Origin of the sequence: Streptomyces sp. NPDC001852 (assembly GCF_042891825.1) — a bacterium.
In the GTDB taxonomy this organism is placed as follows: Bacteria; Actinomycetota; Actinomycetes; order Streptomycetales; family Streptomycetaceae; genus Streptomyces.
In genome coordinates this window covers 81,319-101,285 of the sequence record NZ_JBIATN010000023.1, presented here as the reverse complement: position 1 = coordinate 101,285, position 19,967 = coordinate 81,319, and the positions used below count along the sequence as shown (strand labels likewise).

General features: G+C 72.9%; 19 protein-coding genes and 1 pseudogene. 10 read left to right on the top strand and 10 right to left on the bottom strand.

Annotation, left to right across the window (positions count from 1 at the left end; genetic code table 11):
- The first annotated feature begins 74 nt into the window (after nt 1-74).
- The 3 genes and pseudogenes from ACFYZB_RS32575 to ACFYZB_RS32565 all read left to right on the top strand — a co-directional run.
- The gene (locus ACFYZB_RS32575) at nt 75-362 is read left to right on the top strand and encodes a DUF1905 domain-containing protein (RefSeq protein ID WP_351209960.1); all 288 of its coding nucleotides are present in this window, start codon (nt 75-77) and stop codon (nt 360-362) included.
- Between the two features lie 237 nt (nt 363-599).
- Complete coding sequence (locus ACFYZB_RS32570; RefSeq protein ID WP_388764641.1) at nt 600-2,654, top strand: prolyl oligopeptidase family serine peptidase; 2,055 nt, start codon at nt 600-602, stop codon at nt 2,652-2,654.
- Between the two features lie 49 nt (nt 2,655-2,703).
- Nucleotides 2,704-2,988, top strand: a pseudogene (locus ACFYZB_RS32565) (hypothetical protein); the annotation flags it as partial.
- A 69-nt stretch (nt 2,989-3,057) separates the two neighbouring features.
- On the opposite strand, the gene ACFYZB_RS32560 reads toward ACFYZB_RS32565, so the two are convergent.
- The 3 genes from ACFYZB_RS32560 to ACFYZB_RS32550 form a co-directional block, all read right to left on the bottom strand.
- Entirely contained in the window at nt 3,058-4,257 is a 1,200-nt protein-coding gene (locus ACFYZB_RS32560) for a glycoside hydrolase family 64 protein (protein ID WP_388764639.1), read from the bottom strand.
- Nucleotides 4,258-4,408: 151 nt separating this feature from the next.
- A complete protein-coding gene (locus tag ACFYZB_RS32555) occupies nt 4,409-5,164 on the bottom strand; it encodes a dienelactone hydrolase family protein (protein WP_388764638.1) in 756 nt (251 codons plus the stop codon).
- Between the two features lie 115 nt (nt 5,165-5,279).
- A complete protein-coding gene (locus ACFYZB_RS32550) occupies nt 5,280-5,900 on the bottom strand; it encodes an L-threonylcarbamoyladenylate synthase (protein WP_388764636.1) in 621 nt (206 codons plus the stop codon).
- Between the two features lie 310 nt (nt 5,901-6,210).
- Here ACFYZB_RS32550 and ACFYZB_RS32545 point away from each other — a divergent pair, with 310 nt between their 5' ends.
- On the top strand, nt 6,211-7,767 hold the full coding sequence (locus tag ACFYZB_RS32545; RefSeq protein ID WP_388764634.1) for a helix-turn-helix domain-containing protein: 1,557 nt from the start codon (nt 6,211-6,213) through the stop codon (nt 7,765-7,767).
- A gap of 142 nt (nt 7,768-7,909) precedes the next feature.
- Here ACFYZB_RS32545 and ACFYZB_RS32540 read toward each other — a convergent pair whose 3' ends face one another.
- Nucleotides 7,910-9,160: a serine hydrolase domain-containing protein gene (locus ACFYZB_RS32540; protein ID WP_388764633.1), complete on the bottom strand. Its 1,251-nt coding sequence runs from the start codon at nt 9,158-9,160 to the stop codon at nt 7,910-7,912.
- Nucleotides 9,161-9,404: 244 nt separating this feature from the next.
- Here ACFYZB_RS32540 and ACFYZB_RS32535 point away from each other — a divergent pair, with 244 nt between their 5' ends.
- Entirely contained in the window at nt 9,405-9,632 is a 228-nt protein-coding gene (locus tag ACFYZB_RS32535) for a hypothetical protein (RefSeq protein ID WP_351209972.1), read from the top strand.
- 4 nt (nt 9,633-9,636) lie between these two features.
- On the opposite strand, the gene ACFYZB_RS32530 is transcribed toward ACFYZB_RS32535, so the two are convergent.
- Nucleotides 9,637-10,104, bottom strand: coding sequence for a hypothetical protein (locus ACFYZB_RS32530; RefSeq protein WP_388764630.1), 468 nt, complete (start codon nt 10,102-10,104; stop codon nt 9,637-9,639).
- Nucleotides 10,105-10,393: 289 nt separating this feature from the next.
- Here ACFYZB_RS32530 and ACFYZB_RS32525 point away from each other — a divergent pair, with 289 nt between their 5' ends.
- Together ACFYZB_RS32525 and ACFYZB_RS32520 are read left to right on the top strand one after the other, a co-directional pair.
- Nucleotides 10,394-11,743, top strand: a complete 1,350-nt coding sequence (locus tag ACFYZB_RS32525) for a transaminase (RefSeq protein ID WP_388764629.1) — start codon at nt 10,394-10,396, stop codon at nt 11,741-11,743.
- Between the two features lie 33 nt (nt 11,744-11,776).
- A complete protein-coding gene (locus tag ACFYZB_RS32520; RefSeq protein ID WP_388764627.1) occupies nt 11,777-12,217 on the top strand; it encodes an Lrp/AsnC family transcriptional regulator in 441 nt (146 codons plus the stop codon).
- 12 nt (nt 12,218-12,229) lie between these two features.
- Here ACFYZB_RS32520 and ACFYZB_RS32515 read toward each other — a convergent pair whose 3' ends face one another.
- Nucleotides 12,230-13,336 carry a PP2C family protein-serine/threonine phosphatase gene (locus tag ACFYZB_RS32515; protein ID WP_351209980.1) on the bottom strand — a complete coding sequence of 369 codons (1,107 nt, stop codon included), beginning with the start codon at nt 13,334-13,336 and terminating at the stop codon, nt 12,230-12,232.
- 263 nt (nt 13,337-13,599) lie between these two features.
- On the opposite strand from ACFYZB_RS32515, the gene ACFYZB_RS32510 reads away from it, so the two are divergent.
- A complete protein-coding gene (locus ACFYZB_RS32510) occupies nt 13,600-14,508 on the top strand; it encodes a GNAT family N-acetyltransferase (protein WP_388764626.1) in 909 nt (302 codons plus the stop codon).
- A gap of 62 nt (nt 14,509-14,570) precedes the next feature.
- Here ACFYZB_RS32510 and ACFYZB_RS32505 read toward each other — a convergent pair whose 3' ends face one another.
- The 4 genes from ACFYZB_RS32505 to ACFYZB_RS32490 all read right to left on the bottom strand — a co-directional run bounded on the left by ACFYZB_RS32505 (nt 14,571) and on the right by ACFYZB_RS32490 (nt 17,719).
- Entirely contained in the window at nt 14,571-15,473 is a 903-nt protein-coding gene (locus ACFYZB_RS32505; RefSeq protein WP_388764625.1) for a Gfo/Idh/MocA family protein, read from the bottom strand.
- Between the two features lie 35 nt (nt 15,474-15,508).
- Nucleotides 15,509-16,492 (bottom strand): ATP-grasp ribosomal peptide maturase, encoded by a 984-nt coding sequence (tgmB, locus tag ACFYZB_RS32500; protein ID WP_388764623.1) that lies wholly within the window; start codon nt 16,490-16,492, stop codon nt 15,509-15,511.
- 16 nt (nt 16,493-16,508) lie between these two features.
- Entirely contained in the window at nt 16,509-16,700 is a 192-nt protein-coding gene (gene tgmA / locus ACFYZB_RS32495; protein ID WP_351209988.1) for a putative ATP-grasp-modified RiPP, read from the bottom strand.
- A gap of 176 nt (nt 16,701-16,876) precedes the next feature.
- Nucleotides 16,877-17,719, bottom strand: a complete 843-nt coding sequence (locus tag ACFYZB_RS32490) for a fructosamine kinase family protein (RefSeq protein ID WP_351210175.1) — start codon at nt 17,717-17,719, stop codon at nt 16,877-16,879.
- Nucleotides 17,720-17,946: 227 nt separating this feature from the next.
- Here ACFYZB_RS32490 and ACFYZB_RS32485 point away from each other — a divergent pair, with 227 nt between their 5' ends.
- Nucleotides 17,947-18,657, top strand: a complete 711-nt coding sequence (locus tag ACFYZB_RS32485) for a tRNA-dependent cyclodipeptide synthase (protein WP_388764621.1) — start codon at nt 17,947-17,949, stop codon at nt 18,655-18,657.
- A complete protein-coding gene (locus ACFYZB_RS32480) occupies nt 18,654-19,865 on the top strand; it encodes a cytochrome P450 (RefSeq protein WP_388764620.1) in 1,212 nt (403 codons plus the stop codon). Before ACFYZB_RS32485 ends, ACFYZB_RS32480 begins: the two co-directional genes overlap by 4 nt.
- Nucleotides 19,866-19,967: the final 102 nt, after the last annotated feature.

Sequence of the window (19,967 nt, the reverse complement as noted above, 5' to 3'; positions counted from 1 at the left end):
GCGCCGGCGGAGGGCGGTTGGCGGGGCCTCGGCCGGTACGCTGTGAAGCAGTTCGGGGAGAGGGGCGGGCAGACATGGAACTCGGCTTCGCCGGACGGGTCGTGGAGTGGCGGGGGCCGGCGCCGTACTACTTCGTCGCCGTGCCGGACGCGGAGTCCGCCGACATCCGTGACGTGGCCGCGCTGGCCAGTTACGGCTGGGGAGTGATCCCGGTCGAGGCCAGAATCGGCGGCACCGACTTCACCACGTCCCTGTTCCCCAAGGACGGCGGGTACCTGTTGCCGCTCAAGAGCGCGGTGCGCCGGCCGGAGGGGCTCGCGCCCGGTGACGAGGTGACCGTCGCGATGACCGTACGTCTGTGAGCGCCTGGCGCACCCCGGCGCGGCAACCGTCCCGGTCCCGTTGCGGGACGCGCCGCTGCGGTCGTGGTCGGTCCGCCACTTCAGGGACACCACCGTGCTCCGGGCACGCTCCACCTGCGTCACGACGTCCCTTTCACTCGTCCGGAGTGAAGGGGGACGTCTCTCGCGGCAGCCACGCGAGCCAAGCTCGTAATCGAATATGTGTACGACTATGGTGGCGGGGGAAGGACCCGGAGCGTGCGCCCCGATCTCCTTCCCGCCCAACTCGTCCGCACGGCCCGTTTCACCCGCGGTGTCCCCGGCCGGTTCACCGTGGCCGCGGACGGCGGGGCCGTGCTGTATCTGCGGGGGCGTACGGGGGACGACCCCGCCGCCTGCCTGTGGCGGCTCGAACTCGAATCGGGGGACGAGTGGTTGCTGGCCGATCCGGTGCGGCTGCTCGGTGCCGGGCGCGGGCCGCGCGGGATCGAGGGTTATGCCACCGACGAGGCCACCGGAGTCGTCGTGTTCGCGCTGGGTGGTGCGCTGTGGACCGTGCCGACGCGCGGCGGCGAACCCCGGCGGCTGCCGGCCGCACGCCCCGCCGCCGATCCGCGCCCCGATCCGGCCGGCCGGAGTGTCGCGTATGTGTGCCGCGGTGCGCTCCGTCTGATCGGGGCGGACGGGGCCGGGGACCGGCCGATCGCCCAAGCGGACGATCCGGATGTGGAGTTCGGGGTGGCGGCGCACACCGACGCCACCCTCCCTGACGGCCCGCGCGGTCACTGGTGGGCACCCGACGGCACCGCCCTGCTGTACGCCCGTACCGATCGCCGGCGCGTGCAGCGCTGGTACAGCACCGATCCTGCCAGGCCGGAGAGCCCGCCCGAGGTCCATCACCACGCGTTCGCCGGTACCCCGAACCCCGACGTCACCCTCTGGCTGGCATCGGTCGAACCCAACGGGCGGCCCATATCGGTGCGTTGGGAGCGTGCGGCCTTCGAGTACGTCGTCGGCGCCGGCTGGGACGCGCACGGTCCCTTCGCCGTCGTGCAGTCCCGCGACCAGCGCACCGTCCGGCTGCTCGGCATCGACCCGGCGGACGGTCGTACGACGGTCCTGCTGGAGCAACGGGACGCCCGCTGGGTGGAGTTGGTGCCGGGTCTGCCGGCCCGCACCGCCTCCGGCGCCGTCCTCGCCCACATGGATGTGCGCGGCACCCGGTACCTTACGGCCGACGGCGAACCGGTCACGCCCCCGGGCCGTCGGCTGCGTGCCGTCCTCGGCGTCGACGGGGACGAGGTGCTGTTCACGGCGTCCGACGAGCCCACCGAGGTCGAACTGTGGTCCTGGCGGCCGGGGAGCGAACCGCGTCGGCGGAGCGTGGGCCCGGGGCTGCACGGGGGAGTGCTGCGCGGCGGCACCCTCCTCCGGACCACCGCCGACACCGGTGGTCCGGCCCCGCGCGCCGAGGTGCTGCGTGCCGGGCGGCGGGCCATGGCCGTTCCGTCGTACGCGGAGCCGCCCGTGCTCGGCGTGCGCCGGAGCATGCTGCGGCTCGGCCCACGGGAGTTGCGGGCCGCCCTCCATCTGCCCTCCTGGCACCGGCCGGCGGACAACGGTCCGCTCCCGGTGCTCCTCGACCCCTATGGCGGCGCGGGCGGTCAGCGCGTCACCGCGGCTCACGACTGGAAGACCCTGGTGTCGCAGTGGTTCGCCGAACAGGGCTTCGCGGTGCTGGTGACCGACGGCCGGGGCACCCCGGGGCGCGGGCCGGACTGGGAACGCGAGGCGTACGGCGATCCGTTCGGGCCCGCGCTGGAGGACCAGGTGAGCGCGCTGAGGGAGGCCGCCCACGCGCACTCCGTGCTCGATCTGCGCAGGGTCGGCATCCGTGGCTGGTCGTTCAGCGGCTCGCTCGCCGTGCTCGCCCTGCTGCGCCGCCCGGACGTCTTCCGCGCCGCCGTGGCCGGCGCGGGCGTGACCGACCAGCGGCTCTACGACGCCCACTGGCGTGAGCGGTTCCTCGGTCATCCGCAGGACCGTCCCGAGCGGTACGACGCCTGCTCCCTGCTCCGCGAGGCGCCCCGGCTCACCCGTCCCCTGCTGCTCGTCCACGGCCTCGCGGACCCCAAGGTCCCGCCCGCCCACACCCTCCGGCTGTCCGACGCGCTGCTCGCCGCGGGCCGCCCGCACGAGGTGCTGCTCCTGCCCGGCGCGGGGCACCAGCCCATCGGCACCGACGTCACCCACGACCTGCTGCGGCACCAAGTCGGCTTCCTGCGACGGCACCTGGGGGCCGCCCGGCCCTGAACCGCCCATGGGGAAAACCCTCGATCGACCGCAACTGTGGTGACATGGCGGCGTCATCGCCAACGACACCGGTGAGGCGGCCCACGGCGGCTCGTACAAGGCCTGGCTGGACGGCTACGGCTCCTCGCACACCGACACGCTCTCGCAGTCGGTGGCCATCCCGGCGGGCTGCAAGGCGACCCTGAACGTCAACGCCGCCTCGGGTTACGCGCAGACGACCTTCGACCTGTCCTCGCCGGCGGGCCAGACGGGCACCCTGAAGTTCAACGGAGTCGAGGACTCCTCCCGGCAGACCAGCCTCGTCGTGGACGACGCCGCCCTGACGACCGGCTGAGCGACCCATGACGGTCCCGCACCCCGGCAGCCGGCCGGGGTGCGGGATCCGCGCATGTCACCTCGTGCGTCAGCTCAGCGGATCCAGCGTCAGATACGCCTGCTGCGGGCTGCCGTCGTGCACCAGCGACTCCTGGTCGCCGACGTCGTCGAAGGCGAACGCGTAGGCCTTGCCGTCGGCCATCTGTGCATGCACCGCACGCGCGTACTGGTTCGTGACCGGGTCCTGGTAGAAGTCGGCCGTCGAGGTGTCCGGCTGGTCCGGGTCGACCAGCAGGGTCGAGCGGTTGAAACCGGCGCACAGCGTACGGGAGATGGGGCCGCGCACGTTGTCGTTGGGTGCGTCGAGCAGCTTGTGGCAGCCGAAGACACTGTCCGCGTCCGGCTTCTGGAAGCTGGTGACCACCGCGCCCGAGGCGTTGGTGAAGTTCATGACGTTGCCCGAGACCCGGCCGAAGTACTTGGTGTTCGGCTGGTCGGCGAAGGGCGTGACGGTCAGCGTCGACGTCGAGTACTTCTGCCAGACCCGGTTGACGTAGTCGTCCAGCACACTTGCCGGCAGGGCCCCGGTCTCCACGCCGTACAGCGGTGACAGGGCGCGCAGCACCGTGCCGTCCGAGCGGGTCTGGATCAGGCCGGACCAGCCGCCCGACCGGCTCCGCAGGGCGTTGAAGAAGCCGTTGTAGCCACCGGACTTCAGGTGCCCGGTGGTGCTCACGCTGCCGTCGGAGCGCTGCACGCCGACCGCGTACGGCGCGGAGAACATGTCCACCTGGGTGCTGTTGAGCCACAGTCCGGAGTCGTTGAGGGTGTACTCGGACCAGTTGAACAGGATGTTCCGGTTGGGGTCGGAGGGGTTCTGCACGGCCGGCTGCACCAGGCCGCCGGTGGTCAGCCGGAAGTCGAGCTTCTGGCCGTAGGAGAAGTAGATCCGGCCGGAGAACTTCGGTATCCGGATGGTCTTCGACTGCCCGGGGGCCGGGCCGGCGATCGACGCGTCCGGGGCGGGCGTCGGCGGGTTGCCGCCCGCCGGCCAGGCGTGGAAGCCTCCGTTCGCGTCGGCCCAGCCCTGCTGCCCGGAGGACAGCTGGGTGCCGAGGTCGTAGACGTAGACCGGTTCGGAGCGGCCCGAGTTGTTGGTCAGCTTCAGCGGGATGGTCTCCGGTACGGCGGCGCCGGCGTGGTCCGGCGCGCCGAGGGCGAGCACTCCGCCGACGAGGGCCGCGGCGGCCGCGAGGGGCAGTGCGGGGCGTGTGAGTCTGTGCGGCACTCTCCACCTCCGTGTGGGGTCGGGGTCGTACGGATATTGGTCCGTACCTGTTTGAGAGCGCTCTCAGGCTCGTACCGAGACGCGTGCATGTCAATGCAGTGAGCGGAGTGACTTACGGCGCCCGCCGTGCGGCAGGCGCCGTGAATCGGTGTCAGAAAGTGCGGTCGAGCAGGTCCAGCAGGGCCGCCCAGTGCCGCTCGTCGGCCTCGCGGTCGTACGCCGTGGTGTCCGCCTGTGTGTAGCCGTGCCGGGCGCCCGCGTAGACCTCGCAGGTGTGCCGGACGCCGGCCTCGGTCAGGGCCTTCTCGAAGCGCTCGATCTGCTCCGGGGGCAGCGAGGGGTCGTTGTCGGCGTGTCCCAGGTACAGCTCCGCGGTGATGCGCGGGGCACCGAGGTGCGGGCTGGTCGGATCGTCGGTGGCGAGCGCGGCGCCGTGGAACCCGGCCGCGGCCGCCACACGGTCCGGATGCGCCGCCGCCGTCCACAGGGCGAGCCGGGCGCCCATGCAGTAGCCGGTGAGCGCGACCGGCCCGTCGGCGACCAGCGGGCTGTCGGCCATCCAGCGCAGATAGGCGGCGGAGTCCCGCTCGATCAGGTCCGGGGCCAGCGAGAACACGATCGGACCGAGCCGCTCCCAGATGGTCGGGTCGGCGCCCGGGTCGATGAACTCGGGCAGCTCGACGACCGGGGCCCGGCCGAGGCGGTAGGTCACGTTGGGCACCAGCACCGTGTAGCCGGCGGCGGCCAGCCGGTCGGCCATCGACTTCAGGTGCGGGCGCAGGCCGTAGGCGTCCATGTAGAACAGCACACCCGGACGGGGACGTCCGTCCGCGGGGTGGACGAGGTAGGCGTCGGCGACGCCGTCCTCGGTTTGGATGTCGAGGTCGGTTCCCTGGACATCGGTCATGGTGAGGAGGCCTCCCTGGAGGAACGGGCGTCGGACGGCGGTCGCCTCCGGCGCCGGGACTACCGCCCATGCTGTCACGCAAGATCGACGACGCCGCACCCGGTGGTCCGCGTGCTCACTCGAAACGGCCGGTGTCCCCGGCGCCGCGCCGGACGATCTCCGCCTCGCCGCCGGAGAAGTCCACGACCGTCGTCGGCTCGGTGCCGCACTCTCCCGAGTCGACCACCGCGTCCACCACGTGGTCGAGCCGGTCCTTGATCTCCCAGCCCTGCGTCAGCGGCTCCTCCTCGTCCGGCAGCAGCAGCGTGCTGGACAGCAGCGGCTCGCCCAGCTCCGCCAGCAGGGCCTGGGTGACCACATGGTCGGGGATGCGCACGCCCACGGTCTTCTTCTTCGGGTGCAGCAGCTTGCGCGGCACCTCGCGGGTGGCCGGCAGGATGAAGGTGTAGCTGCCGGGCGTGGACGCCTTCACGGCCCGGAAGACGTCGTTGTCCACCCGTACGAACTGGCCGAGCTGCGCGAAGTCGCGGCACATCAGCGTGAAGTGGTGCCGGTCGTCCAGCCGTCGGATGGAACGGATCCGGTCCATGCCGTCCCGGCTGCCCAGCCGGCAGCCCAGCGCGTAACAGGAGTCGGTCGGGTATGCGATGAGCGCCTCCGAGCGCACCGCGTCGGCGATCTGGGCGATGCTGCGCGGCTGCGGGTTCTCGGGGTGCACGTCGAAGTACTTCGCCATTCACCGAGCTTATGCCGTCAGCGGTCCGCCGGCGCGCACCGCCGGTTGTGTCACGGGTGGGGACAGGGCGCAGTGGACCGCTGCCGGGCGGTCGCCGCCGGAAAGTCCTGTGCGTACTTCCCGGAATTCGGGGCATGCGACCCGTGAGCCGTCCGAGGCCTCCCCCCCTTGGCCCCGGAGGCGATGTCTCCGCCGGCTGCCCACCCCCCCCCGGGCCGCCGGCGGAGCGGTGTCCGGCGGGTCCACCGCCGCGTCGGGTAACGTGCGGGTGCGTAAGCCCAGGCCAACTCGGAGGCAAGGAGAGGGGTACGTGGCCGGCCGACCGGACGGGAGCCCGGCGTTCCAGCAGCCGTACGGCGGGGACGACGCCTGGGCGCAGGAGCTGCTGGACCAACTGCGGCCCGCCGGGCGCGATCCGCGCCGGCTCGTCGACTGGCTCGCCCGGACCGTCGGCGCGTCGGTGGGCCTCCAGGACGACCGCGGCGGCCTGCTCGCGGGTGAGCGCCTGCGGCTCGACTCCGACGTTGTCGCCGCCGTCGCCGCCGGCCGGGTCTCCGCCGCGTCCCTCGACGACGGCGTACGGCATGTCCGGCTGGTCGGGGTACGGCTTCCGGGGCCCCGCCGCACGGCGGGAGCCGTCCTGGCCGTGGCCCGCCCGGAGCCCTTCGACCGGCGCACCACCGAGATCCTCGGCCACACCGTCGGCGTACTGGAACTGCTGCTCAGGGAACGGGAGTCGGCCGAGTCCGGGCGGCGGCTGCGGCGGGCCACGGCCGACCTGCGGCTGGCGATCCTGCAGCTGCTCATGGTGGAGGACACCGTCTCCGCCCGCCGGGTGGCCGCCGGGCTGTGGCCGGGCCTGCTGGAGCAGGACAGCGCCCGTGTCTTCGTCCTCGAGGACACCGCCGTGGAACGCGACCGGCTCGCCGACGCGTGCATGGACGCCACCGACGGGCGGGCGCTCGTCGTGCGCTGCCCCGCGGTGGACGAACACGTCATCGTCGTCGGTCCGTCCGCCGAGGTGGGGGAGCGGCTGCGGTCCCTCGTCGGCGACCGGCCCGGCACCTTCCTCGGCGGCAGTCCCCGGCAGAGCCTCGCCCTGACCGCCACCGCCTACGGACAGGCCGTCACCGCGCTCGCCGTGGCCCGCTTCCGCTCCGACCGGTACGCCGTCTACGCCGCCCGCACCCGCCCCGCACAGCTCATGGACCCCGCGGCGCTGCGGTCCTGGGCCGCCGCCGTGCTGCGTCCGCTCGACGCGCTGCCGCACCATGTGCGCGCCGAACTGCTCGCCACCACCCGGCTGGGCCTGGAGTTCACCGCCGTGAACGCGGCCAAGGTGCTCGGCGTCAGCCGCAACACGGTCCGCGCCCGGATGGACCGGGCCGCCGCACTGCTCGGCGCCGACCTCTCCCGGCTGCCCGTCCGCGCCGTCGCCCACGCCGCCGTCAACACCGAGCCCGCGCACGGCCCGTACGACCTCTCCGGCGGCGAGCCCGGTCCGCCGGCCCGGACCCGGTTCGCCGGGCTGCTCGCCACGAGCGCGCTGCGCACCTGGGCGGACGGGCTGCTCGGCCGCCTCGACGAGGACGGCCGGGATCTGCGCGGCACCTTGCGCGCCTGGACCCGCGCCGACGCGCACGCCGAACGCGCCGCCCAGGCACTCGGCGTGCACGCCCAGACCGTGCGGGAACACGTCCGGGCCGCCGAACCGGTCCTGGAACGCCGGCTCACGGCCGGCGGCACCGACCTGTACGAGGTCGTCCTCGCTCAACTCGTCAGCGGTGAGCTGCCCGTGCCCGAGCTCGGCGTGGTGGGCCCCGGCACGGCGAACCCGGACCAAGCGGACGCGTCTGTGCACCGGTGAGTCGCGTGCGGGTGCTGCCGGGCACCGGTGCACTGGCCCGCGTCCGGCAGCGCACGTAGCTTCGGCTGTCGGCGGGGCACGACCGGAACGGGGGACCGGTCGCAGCCCCGCCTTCCGCCTCGGGCCCTGCCGAGCGGGTGCCTCATCCGGTACGGGCGACCGGCAGGTTGTAGACGTGAGCCGGAGAGATGATCTTCGTGATCGCTTCGCCCAGCACGGTGCTGGGCTCCTGGGCCCGGTTGCCGGTGTCGGTGTCGAGGAGGGCGACGAGCGTCGTCCGCGTCGACGGCAGGTAGACCGTCAGGGACTCGTATCCCGGCAGGGAGCCGTTGTGGCCGATCCATCCCTGCACGTCGAAGATGCCCAGACCGTATCCGGCGCCCTTGATCGAGCCCGTCTGCGGTGTGGTCAGCCGCTGCTTCTGCGTCGCGGCACCGACCATGCGCGTCCCGTCCGGGAACCGGCCCGTGGCGACCGTCGGCGCCCAGACGCGCAGATCCTGGAGGTCCGAGATCATCGCGCCGGCCGCCCAGCCCCAGGAGGGGTTCCAGTCGGCCGCGTCGGCTTCCTCGCCGTTCGCCGTCTGCCGGGTGTAGCCCTGCGCGTGCGGGGTGGGGAACTCGGTGCCGACGGGGAAGAGCGTGTGCTTCATGCCGGCCGGATCGAGGACGTGCTGCTTGATGTAGTCATTGAGGTGCTGCCCGCTCTCCTTCTCCACCACCAGACCCAGCAGGATCAGATTGGTGTTGGAGTAGAAGAACTTCCGGCCCGGCTGGAACAGCACCGGATGCCTGAAGGAGTAGGCGAGCAACTGCCGGGGCGTGAAGGGCCGTTGCGGGTTCGAGGTGAGTGCCTTGTAGAAGCCGGGGTCCTCGGAGTAGTTGAACAGTCCGCTGCGCATGCCGGCGAGCTGACGCAGCGTGATCCTGTTCCCGTCGGGCACGCCGTCGACGTACTTTCCGATCGGGTCGTCCAGGCCCACCTGACCCCGGTCCACCAGCTGCAGCAGCGCGGTCACGGTGAACGTCTTGGTCTCGCTGCCGATGCGCAGGTACAGGTCCGGCGTCATCCGCCGGCCGGTGCTCTTGTCGGCGACCCCGAACGAGCGGACGTAACTCGGCTGTCCCGGCGTCCAGACGCCGACGGTCACGCCGGGAATCTGCGCCTCGCGCATCACCTTGTGCACGGCCGCGTCGAGTTGGCGTGCCACTGAGGGGGTGAGGTCACGGACGGCCGCTCCCGGGGGACTCGGGCCGGGTGAGCCGGTGGCGAGGGCGGCCGGTGCCGAGGCCGGGGACGCCCGTCCGGGCCCGGCGGCCACCGGTGCCGTCAGTGTCCCCACCGCGACGGCGACCGCGGCCCCCCTCAGCAGGCGTGCGGACGTATGCGACATGGGCTGACTCCAAGCACGTGAGAGCCGAGCGTGCGCTGAGCGGGACGTCGGAGCCCTGACCCACCCAGGATAGGAGCGCACTCCCCGCCGTGCCCGCCGGGCGGAGCGGGCGGCCCGCGTCGCCGCTCGTCGGCGGGATGCTTGTCCGACAGGCGGAAGGCCTCGTTCGGGCGATGGCCTCACCCGACCCGGTGAGCCTGTGGGGCCGGCCGTACCGGGGACGGCCCACGGGCGTTGCCCCGGCATGAACCGCTTGGATCCGGCGCACCGCCTGGACCGGCTGGAGCGGCTGGACCGCCTGCGCCGGACGGGCCGCCCGGCGCAGGCGGACCGGGCCCGGGAACCGATCTACGCCGGCCTCGTCGCCGAGTGGCGGGCGCAGGGGCGTACCGTGCCCGCGGAACCCGACGCGCCGTCGACCGCACTCGCCGGGGCCGGCTCCGGGGCGCGGCCCGCGCCCGAGCACGCCTGAACCGTCACTGCCCGCACAGCGGCGTGAGGACGGCCAGGGTGCCGTTGGCCTGCCGCAGCGCCTCCTCCAGGACGCCGGGCGAGTGGAGTGCGCCGGAGCCGTCCGGCGGCACGAGCCACTCCAGGAAGCGTGCGGGCCGGTACGGCGGCGGTACGGCGACCCAGGCCCCCTTGGCCGCGTACCGCAGACCGGCTCCGACCCAGCCGCCGGAGGGGTCCGGCGGCAGGAAGAACCCCACCCGGCCCACCGCCGTGTCGACCAGCGTCGGTCCCGGCACGGGCATCCCGGGCCGCCACAGCAGGTCGAGGGTGAGCAGGCCCAGCCGCTCGGGGACGCTCACCATGTCCCAGAAGCGGCCCGCCTCCAGCAGCGCGATGCCCTCGCCGTGATCCCACTCCCGTTTGCAGGAGCGCGGGTCGGCCGCCGCCGCGGCCAGCCACTCCACGCCCCGCATCCACATCGTGTTCGTCATGCGTCGCTCCGGGTGTCCTCGTCCGCCTGCCCTCGGCATATGCATGCTCGTAGATATTTCTACGCGGCGGAAGGGGTGGCGAGGCCTGGCGTTTCTGCCGGGGCGTTCGAACTCCGGCTGTGGGTTCGTCAGTTGGGGAGCGGGGATGCGTCACCCGTACGGGGCCGGGCCTCGGGCGTCACAATCGATTCGAAGGTGCTGACGATCGATTCCCGCGTCATATGTTGAGATGGCTGCCGTTTCAATCGTAGAGTCACCTCATCCGTCACCGTCTCCAGCGAGGTACTCCATGGACCGCACGCGTCTGCACGCCCTCCTGGCCCGCGAGAGCGCCGAGGCCGAGCGCCGCAACCCGCGCTCCCGCGCGGCCTATGCGCGGGCCGGCCACCTCTTCGGCCGGGTGCCGATGACCTGGATGAACAAGACGGCCGGTGCCTTTCCCCGCTATCTGGCCGGTGCGCGCGGCGCCCGGGTCACCGACGTGGACGGGCACGAGTACATCGACTTCTGCCTCGGCGACACCGGTGCGATGGCCGGCCACTCGCCCGCCCCGGTCACCGAGGCCGTTCAGCTGCGGTTCGCCGAGCTGGGCGGGGCCACGGCGATGCTGCCGACCGAGGACGCCGAGTGGGTCGGCGCCGAGCTGACCCGCCGGTTCGGCCTGGCGCGCTGGAGCTTCTCGCTCACCGCGACCGACGCCAACCGCTGGGCGATCCGGCTCGCCCGGGCCGTCACCGGGCGCCCGAAGATCCTGGTGAACAGCTACTGCTACCACGGCAGCGTCGACGAGTCCCTGATCGTCGTCGGCCCGGACGGCGCGGGCACCGGCCGCCCCGGCAACGTCGGTGCCCCGTGCGAAGTGACGCTGACCAGCCGGGTGGCCGAGTTCAACGACCTCGCCGGGCTGGAGCGCGAACTGGCCCACGGCGACGTCGCCGCCGTCCTGATGGAGCCCGCCCTCACCAACATCGGCATCGTCCTGCCGGAGCCCGCCTATCTCGCCGGCGTCCGCGAGCTGACCCGGCGGTACGGCAGCCTGCTCATCAACGACGAGACGCACACCTTCTCCGCCGGACCCGGCGGCTGCACCGCCGCCTGGGACCTGGACCCCGACCTGCTGACCATCGGCAAGGCGATCGGCGGCGGCATCCCGGCCGGCGCCTACGGACTGTCCGCCGAACTCGGCGACCGGCTGCTGGCGCGCACCGACCTGGACCTCGTGGACATGGGCGGCGTCGGCGGCACCCTCGCCGGCAACGCGCTCTCGGTCGCCGCGATGCGGGCCACCCTCGAACACGTCCTCACCGACGAGGCGTTCGCCCGGATGACCAAGCTCTCCGAGCGCTTCGAGGCGGGTGTCCGGGCAGGCATCGAGGGCCACCTGCTGCCGTGGTCCGTGAGCCGGCTCGGCGCCCGCACCGAGTACCGTTTCACCAGCCCGGCGCCGCGCACCGGCAGCGAGTCCGCGGCCGTGTCCGACCCGGAGCTGGAGGACTTCCTGCACCTCTACCTCGCCAACCGGGGCATCCTGCTGACCCCGTTCCACAACATGGCGCTCATGTGCCCGGACACCACCGAGCAGGACGTCGACACCCACACCGAGGTCTTCGCCGCCGCGCTCGCCGAACTCGCGGACTGAAGCCCCCGGCCACACCCACACGAAAGGACACGCGTGGACGAGATCGACCGGGCCATCCTGCGCGAGCTGCAGACCGACGGCCGCATCGCCTACGCCGACCTCGGCCCGAAGGTCGGCCTGTCCGCCTCGGCGGCCCGGCAGCGGCTGCAGCGCCTGCTGGACTCCAAGGCCGTCCAGGTGGTCGGGGTCACCGACCCGATGGCCATGGGCGGACAGGCCATGGCCCTGCTCGGCATCGGCGTCGACGGCGACCCCCGCACCGTCGCCGACGCCCTCGCCGAACGCCCCGAGGTCGTCTACTCGGTGCTGACCTCGGGCGGATTCGATCTGTTCGCCGAGGTGGTGGCTCCCGGCCCGAAGGCCCTGCTGGACTTCGTCAACGACGTGGTACGGCCCCTGGAAGGCGTCCGCGAGATCCAGTTGTTCCCGTACTTCGGCATCCACACCCACCGCTTCCTGTGGGACGTGGGCTGACCGGTGCTCCGGTCAGGCGGCCGGTGGCGCGGGGGCCAGCACCAGCATGGTGACGTCGTCCCGGACGTCGTAACCCCGCCCTACGAGGTCCGTCCACACCGCCCCGGGCAGCTCGGCGGACGGCGCGCCGGTCAGGGCGGCCAGCCGTGCGGGCAGCGGATAGAAGACGTCGTCGGCGTCCCGCGCCTCCCAGACCCCGTCGGAGGCCAGGAAGAGCCGGTCGCCCGGCCCGAGCGTCACGGTGACCTCCTTCGGCGGGTCGACGCCGACCAGCCCGACCCCCAGCGGCGGTCCCGGCACGACCGTCACCTCCAGGGCATCCTTCCCGTGCAGCAGCACGGGCGCCGGATGACCGCAGCCCACCACCCGCACGGCGCGCCCGTCGGCGGAGAACTCCAGCAGCACCCCGGTGGCGAACAGCTCCGCGTTGCGCACGCCCGCCGAGTCCACCGCCAGCCTGCGGTCCATCCGTGCGGCGACCGACTCCAGGTCCGGCTGGTCCAGCACCGCCTCCCGGAACGCTCCCAACAGCGACACCACCGTCGCGACCGCCGACAGCCCGTGCCCCTGCACGTCCCCCATCACCGCACGCACACCGTACGGCCCGTCCCGTACGTCGAAGAAGTCCCCGCCCACCAGCGTCCCGTCCTGCGCGGCCCGGTAGAAGCCCGCGCAGCCCACGTTCCCGACCCGCCCCGGCAGCAGCGGCATCACGGCGCGCTGCACGGCCTCGCCGATCGCCCGCTCCGTGTCCAGCTGGGCGTCCCGGCGACTGCGCACATAGGACACGAACACACTCAGCACGGCCACGAACACGATGCTGAGCAGATCGGTGTTGCCGGGCCGGTTGAGATGGGTGGCGGGGATGTTCAGCACCGCGACCACCCCGAGACCGAGGATCCCGGTCCCCAACGGGCTGTACGACAGCACCGCCAGCGGCGGAATCGCGCCCAGCAGGAATCCGGCGTCCCGCGCATCCGGAGTGATCACCGTGGCCGTGGTGAGGGCCACGAGCAGCAGCACGGGCAGCACCCGTACCCACCACGGCGGCGGCGCGCCCCGCAACCAGCCGCGATCCTCCAGGTCCCGATGCGACGACCCGCCGCGCACCGATCTCACATCCCCAAGCTACGCCGCCCTCCGCGTGGGGGCCTCCCCCCGAGGGCACCGGTGGCCCGGTCCCGGCTCCGGTCGGCGAAAAGCGGTGGACGCCCCGCGGCGGCCCGCATAGCCTGGGTCGGCACGCCCGAGCCGGACGGAAGGAGGCGAGTGTCATGGCCACTGTCATCCTGCGCTCCCGCCTCCCCGTCACCCGGGTGTGCAACGCCTGACCGGGAGCGCATCCCCGCCGCCGCACCGCGGCACGCCTCCCGGAGGAATGCATGACCACACCGGTCATCCGCACGCTCGACGCGAGCACCGCGCACCTTTTCGACACCATGCCCGACCCGCTGGCGTTCCGTGACAAGCACCGGAACACCCGCTTCCGCCCCGAGTGGCAGCGCATCGCCGTACGCGACGGCCGCACCGTGGCCCGCGCCGCCTGGTGGGGCAGGCCCGAGGACACCGAGCCGCTCCTGATCAACTGGTTCGACGTGGCCGAGGGCGAGGAGGAGGCCGGAGCCGAACTCCTGCGGACGGCACCCTGGCAGACCGACGAACTGGAACTCGACCTGCCCGCCGGCCGGCGCACCGACCCCCGGCTGCGCACCGCCGTGGACCTCCGGGCCGCCGCGGCGCGCGCGGCCGGCTACATGCCGCTGGTGGAGCGCTTCCTGTACCGCTGGACCCCGGACCGGGGCCTGCCCGAGCGACCCGGCCGCCTCGTCTTCGCCGCCGAGCCGGACGACGCCGTGTTCCACGGCCTGCTGCGCCGCATCCACTCCGTCACCCTCGACGCCCACGCCCGCCGCGCCCTCGAACAGGGCGGGCCGGACCGGGCCGCACAGCAGGAGCTGGACGTCTTCCACTGGTTCCCGTCCCCGCGTGACTGGTGGCAGATCGCCCGCACTCCCGAGGGTGAGCCGGTCGGCATCCACATCCCCGCGCGGAACCCGTCCGGCCCCTGCGTCGGTTTCATCGGCGTCGTGCCGGAACAACGCGGCCGCGGCTACGCCTACGACCTGCTCGCCGAATGCACCCACTTTCTGGCGGCCCGGGACGCCGACTTCATCGCCGCCGCCACCGACCAGACCAACTTCCCCATGGCCGCACACTTCACCAGGGCCGGCTATCCCGTCGTACGGGAGCGGATCAACTTCTGGGCCGACCGCGTTGTCAGTGCCGGATGACACGCTGGGTGTCGGTGGTGATCGACCGCGAGACGGGGGAGGGCCCCATGACATCCGAGCGATCAGTCGGCCGGGCCCAGGTCCCTGCTCTCGGTCAGGCGGGCCTGCGCTGTCGCCAGGATCTCGGTGACACGGAGGCCGAACGCGGCGTCGCAGGCATGGGAGCGGCCCGTGCGCGCGGCCGTGAGCAGGGCGTCCGTGGCGCGGCCGAGCGCGGGGACCGCTCCTTCGGAACTGCCCGGCATCAGCGCCACGCCCGCCTCGCCCCGCAGCTCCACATCGGCCCCGGCCGCCGCCGGCGGCGCCGTCAGGCTCAGCGTGAGCGTGCTCGACGCCCCGGTGGCATGGTCGAGGACCAGATGCACGGTGTCCGCCGGACCGTGCGCCGCCGCCACGACCTGCCGTACGTCGCCGAGGACCGGCAGCAGCACCGACAGGGCGTGCGGGCCGACGTCCCACAGCGCCCCCTTCTCCCGCCGCCAGGGCGAGGCCGCGAACGGGCTGTCGGAGGTGAACACGGCGCCCAGCCACTGCGCGCGGGCCGTGAACCAGCCCGCCACGGCCGCCTGTTCCTCGATCCAGGCGTCCGGCTCCTTCTGGAAACGGGCGGTGAAGAACACCACCGAGGCCACCCCGGCCCGCTCCACGGCGGCCACGACGGCCCGCCCCTCGGCCACCGACACCGCGAGCGGCTTGTCCAGCAGCAGATGACGGCCCGCCCGAGCCGCACGCACCGCCAACTCCGCCTGCACGGACGGCGGCAGGGCCACGGCGACGGCGTCCACCTCGGCCAGCAGCGCGTCCACGTCGTCGTACGCCGCGACGTCGTACTGCTCGGCCAGCGTGGTGGCCGCCTGCGGACGGCGGCCCCACACCCCGGCGAACTCCACGCCGGGATGCCCGGCAAGAGCGGGGGCGTACGCCGCCCGGGCCCAGGGGCCCGTCCCCAGCAGTCCGATACGCATGTGGCGTTCCTTTCTCCGAGCCGATCCCCGCACCTTCAAGAGCCTGCGCTCCGGTCGCCCCCCGCACACCCGCCGTCCGGATCCCCGTCCGCGGCAAGCCACTCGGCGATGGTGGCGGCGATGGGCTGACCTGTGTCCATCTCGACGAACCCGAACTGACCCGACTGGTTGCACTCCAGGAACCACCAGATCCCGTCGGCGTCCTCGGCGAAGTCGAATGCGCCGTAGGCCAGTTCCGCGCCCCTCATGTACCGCCGTACGCCCTCGGCGACGCGCGCGGGCACGTCCGCCGGGAGCCAGGGAGAGACCGACGGGGCGAAGCGGACGTCCACGTCGTCCGGGTGGGCGTCCGGGTCGGCCGGCTTGCGCGCGGCCAGCAGCGCCTCGCCGACGACGGTGAGCCGGATGTCGGCCCGCTTGGTGATCCGCCGCTGCAGCAGCGTCGGGCCGAAGGCCACCGCCGAGAAGTCGGCGTCCGGCGCGACCCGGCTGGTCGGCACCGCGCGCGGCGGCTCCTGCGGGTGAGCGCCGGACACCGGCTTGACCACCAGCTCGGGGAAGCGCTCCGCGAACTCCCGGGCCGCCTGCGGGAACGTGGTGATCAGCGTGGCCGGCACCGCGAGGCCGCTGCTCTGGGCGAGATGCAGCTGCCAGGGCTTGTGGCGGGCCCGGCGGGCCGCGTCCGGATGGTTCATCCAGCGCGCGCCGGTGGTGCGCAGCATGCCGTACAGCGCCTGCGCCGACTCCTCGGTCAGCCAGGCGGACGGCTGGACGGCGCGGGCGGCGGCGGCACCGGGCCTGCGCACCCAGACCGAGCGCAGGCCGCCCATGCTCACCAGGCGCCCGCCGACGGACAGATGCCCGCGGTAGGCGCCCTGCACGTACTCGCCCGACAGCGCCACCCCGTTGGTCAGGTCGGCGGGGTCGAGCCGGACCACGGGCACACCGGCCTCGCCCAGCCGGAGGACCACCATGTCCGCCGTCACGTCCTCTTCACTGGTCAGGATGAGCACGGTCATCTTCCAGGGCCCGCGTTCAGTCGTCGAAGTGCGTCTTGGAACCGGCCGTCGAGGTCGTGGTCCCCAGAGCTCTCAGGGTCGCGTGGTCGGTGGCGGCGAGCCGCCCGTCCGGGAGGACGTTCAACTGCAGTCCGGAGTCGTACGCATACGGAGTGGTGACGTCCAACTGCACAGCGGGGCGCGCGTAGTTGAGCGTGAACGGTTGCATGGTCTCTCCCTGATTCGGCTTTCACGTCCTTATACGAATCGAACGGGTGATTGGTTTCCTCACGCTGAGTAACCGCAGCTCGGAGGGGTGCCCAAAACACCGCAGGACGGCGTGCCTGCATGGCCGATGACGCCGATGAAGCCCAGGACGTTGCACGGCGCGACGGAAAGGGGCGCTCACCCCGTGAGCGACAGCGCGCTCCGCGCCACCGTCAACGCCTGTTCCGCATAGCCGCGTCCGAAGAGCACGGCGTGCACCAGCAGCGGGAACAGCTGGTGCACGCCCACCCGGTCGCGCCGGCCGGGCGCGAGCGGTGCCGTCTCCTGGTACCCCGCGAGCACCCGGTCCAGGTAGGGGCAGCCGAAGAGCTGGAGCATCGCCAGGTCCGTCTCCCGGTGTCCGCCGTGCGCGGCGGGGTCGATGAGGTGGACCTCGCCGTCGGCGCCCCACAGGACGTTTCCGTTCCACAGGTCGCCGTGCAGCCGTGCGGGCGGCTCGGCGGGCCCCGCCAGATCGGGCAGTCGCGCGCAGACCCGCTCGAACACGGCCGCCTCGCCCGGGCGGAGGGTGCCGCGGTCGACCGCACCGCGAACGTACGGCAGTACGCGGTGCTCCGCGTACCAGCCGGGCCAGTCGCCGCCCGGCGTGTTGCGCATGGGGGCGAGGCCGATGAACGCGTCCTCGGGGCCGCCGGGCGGCGGAGCTCCGAAATCCGAAGCACCCGCGGCGTGCAGGGCGGCCAGGGCCTGGCCGAAATGATGCGCTGCCTCAGGATCCGGCGGCCCGGTCGGCACCCGCTCCATCACCATCCAGCGCTCGTCGTGACCGAGCACCGCCGGCACCCGGACCGCGTCCGCCGCGGCCAGCCAGCGCAGCCCCGCCACCTCCGCGCGTACGGCGCCGGGAGCGTCACCGCACTTGACCATCACCGATGTGCCGTCGTCCAGGGTCACTCCGGCCGGCGATCCGGAGCCGGCCCGTGCGCCGGTGACGGGGCGTCCGGTGAGCCGCGACGCCACCTGCGCCGGATCCTCGCGATCCTCGTCTCGGTCGACCACGGCCCCAGCGTACGTCCGGCAACGGAGGTCCGCGGTAGGCGACTTCGACCGTTGATACGACTGTTTTCAGCCAAACCCAGGCGGTCACTACCCGTGCTGAATCCGTACCGCTAGCGTGAGGGCGCCGCGTCGCCACACCAGGGGCACAGGGCCCTGCCGGGACTAGCGCGCGGCGGAGGATTTCCCCTTTGACCACAGCATCCGTGCTGATGGCCGACGTCTTCGAAGTCCAGCCCTACACCTCCCACTGCGAGGTCATCCTCGGCGAGGGCGCACACGCCGTGATCGGTGTGTCCCCGGGCAACAGCTATTTCTCCGCCCGCCGCCTGCACGACCTCGCCCGCTGGGGACTGGACCACTTCGACAGGGTCGACTTCGTCTACACCGACCTGTACGTCGCCGAGATGTATGAGGCATCCGGCTATCCACCGGACGAGGCCCGGCGCAAGGCGGTCAAGAACCTGCGCGGTGTGCGCGCCAAGGTCCGTGACGCGGCGTCGGCGGCCGATCCGGAGGGCCTGCGGATGGACTGGCACCCGATGTCCGAGTTCCGCACCAATCCCGCCTACCAGGACATCCACCGTCAGCTCAAGGCGCGCCTGGCCTCCGACGGAGCCTTCCGGGCCGTCTGCGACGCCCTGGTGAATCGTTTCCTCAGTGCACGGGGCGAGACGCCGACCGAGCAGCAGCGGGCGGTGTGCCTGGAGTACGTGTGCGCCGAGGCACCGCTGTTCCTGGACACCCCCGCCATCCTCAAGGTGCCCTCCTCGCTGAACTGCTACCACCAACTGCTGCCCATGGCCGAGCTGTTGTACTCCCGTGGCGCCGGCCTGCGCGCCTCCCGCAACCAGGGCCACGCCATCGTCACCCCTGCCGCCCTCGAAGGAACCGCCGCATGACCACCGCCCCCGGCGCCCGCGCCGACCACCCGCCCCTGCTCGACTTCCCGTTCTCCTGGGACGGCACCCAGGTTCCCGCCGAGGTGGCGGACCTGCGCGCCACCACCCCGGTACGGCGTGTGCGGACCATCGCCGGCGACGAGGCCTGGCTGGTGTCGTCGTACGAGCTGTGCGCGCAGGTCCTGAAGGACGACCGCTTCTCCCTGAAGGACACCTCCGCCCCCGGAGTCCCGCGGCAGTACGCGCTCACGATCCCGCCCGAGGTCGTGAACAACATGGGCAACATCACCGGGGCCGGGCTGCGCCGGGCGGTGCTGAAGGCACTGAACCCGAAGTCGCCGGGCCTGACGGAGTGGCTGCGCGGGGAGGCGCACCGCCTGGTGGACCGGATGGCGGCCGACGGCCCGACGGCCGACCTGCGCGGCGTGTTCTGCGAGCCGTACTCGGCGGGCATGCACTGCCGGATCCTCGGCATCCCGCAGACCGAGGCCCCGGCCTTTCTGCGCAGCCTCGACATCGCCTTCATGAACTCGCCGTGCCCGATCACCGGCGCGAAGATCAACTGGGACCGGGACATCGCCCGGATGACGGCCCTGCTGGACGACCCGGCGACGCACGGCCTGATGGGCGAACTCGCCGCGCTGCGCGACGACCCCGAGTACGCCCACCTCAGCGACGAGATGCTGGCCACCGTCGGGGTCACCATGTTCGGCGCCGGCGTGATCTCCACCTCCGGCTTCCTCGCGATGGCCCTGGTCTACCTGCTCACCCACCCCATCGCCCGTGACCTCCTGCGCGACCGCCCGGACCTGATCGGCCCCGGCGTGGAGGAGTTGCTGAGGGTCAACCTCTCCATCGGCGACGCCCTGCCCCGCCTCGCCCTGGAGGACGTCCGGCTGGGCGACGTCGACGTACGGGCGGGCGAACTGGTCCTGGTCCTGGTCGAGGGCGCCAATCTGGACCCGGAGAAGTTCCCCGACCCGCACCGCTTCGACGTCCACCGCGACAACACCGCCGACCACCTCTCCTTCGGGGGCGGCGCCCACTACTGCCCCGCGACCGCGCTCGGCCGCGCGCACGCCCGGATCGCCATCGAGGTCCTCCTCGACCGCCTGCCGGACCTCGCGCTCGCCGTACCCTCCGGCCAACTGGTGTGGCGCACGGGCTTCATGAAGCGAATCCCCGAGCGGCTGCCGGTGACCTGGTAACCACACCACCCACCGCCCACCCGGCGCCCCGCCCCGGCATCCCGGGAGGGGTCACCGGCGGGTCCAGCGGAGATCAGCGGGGCGGACGGCGATGGCCCGCTC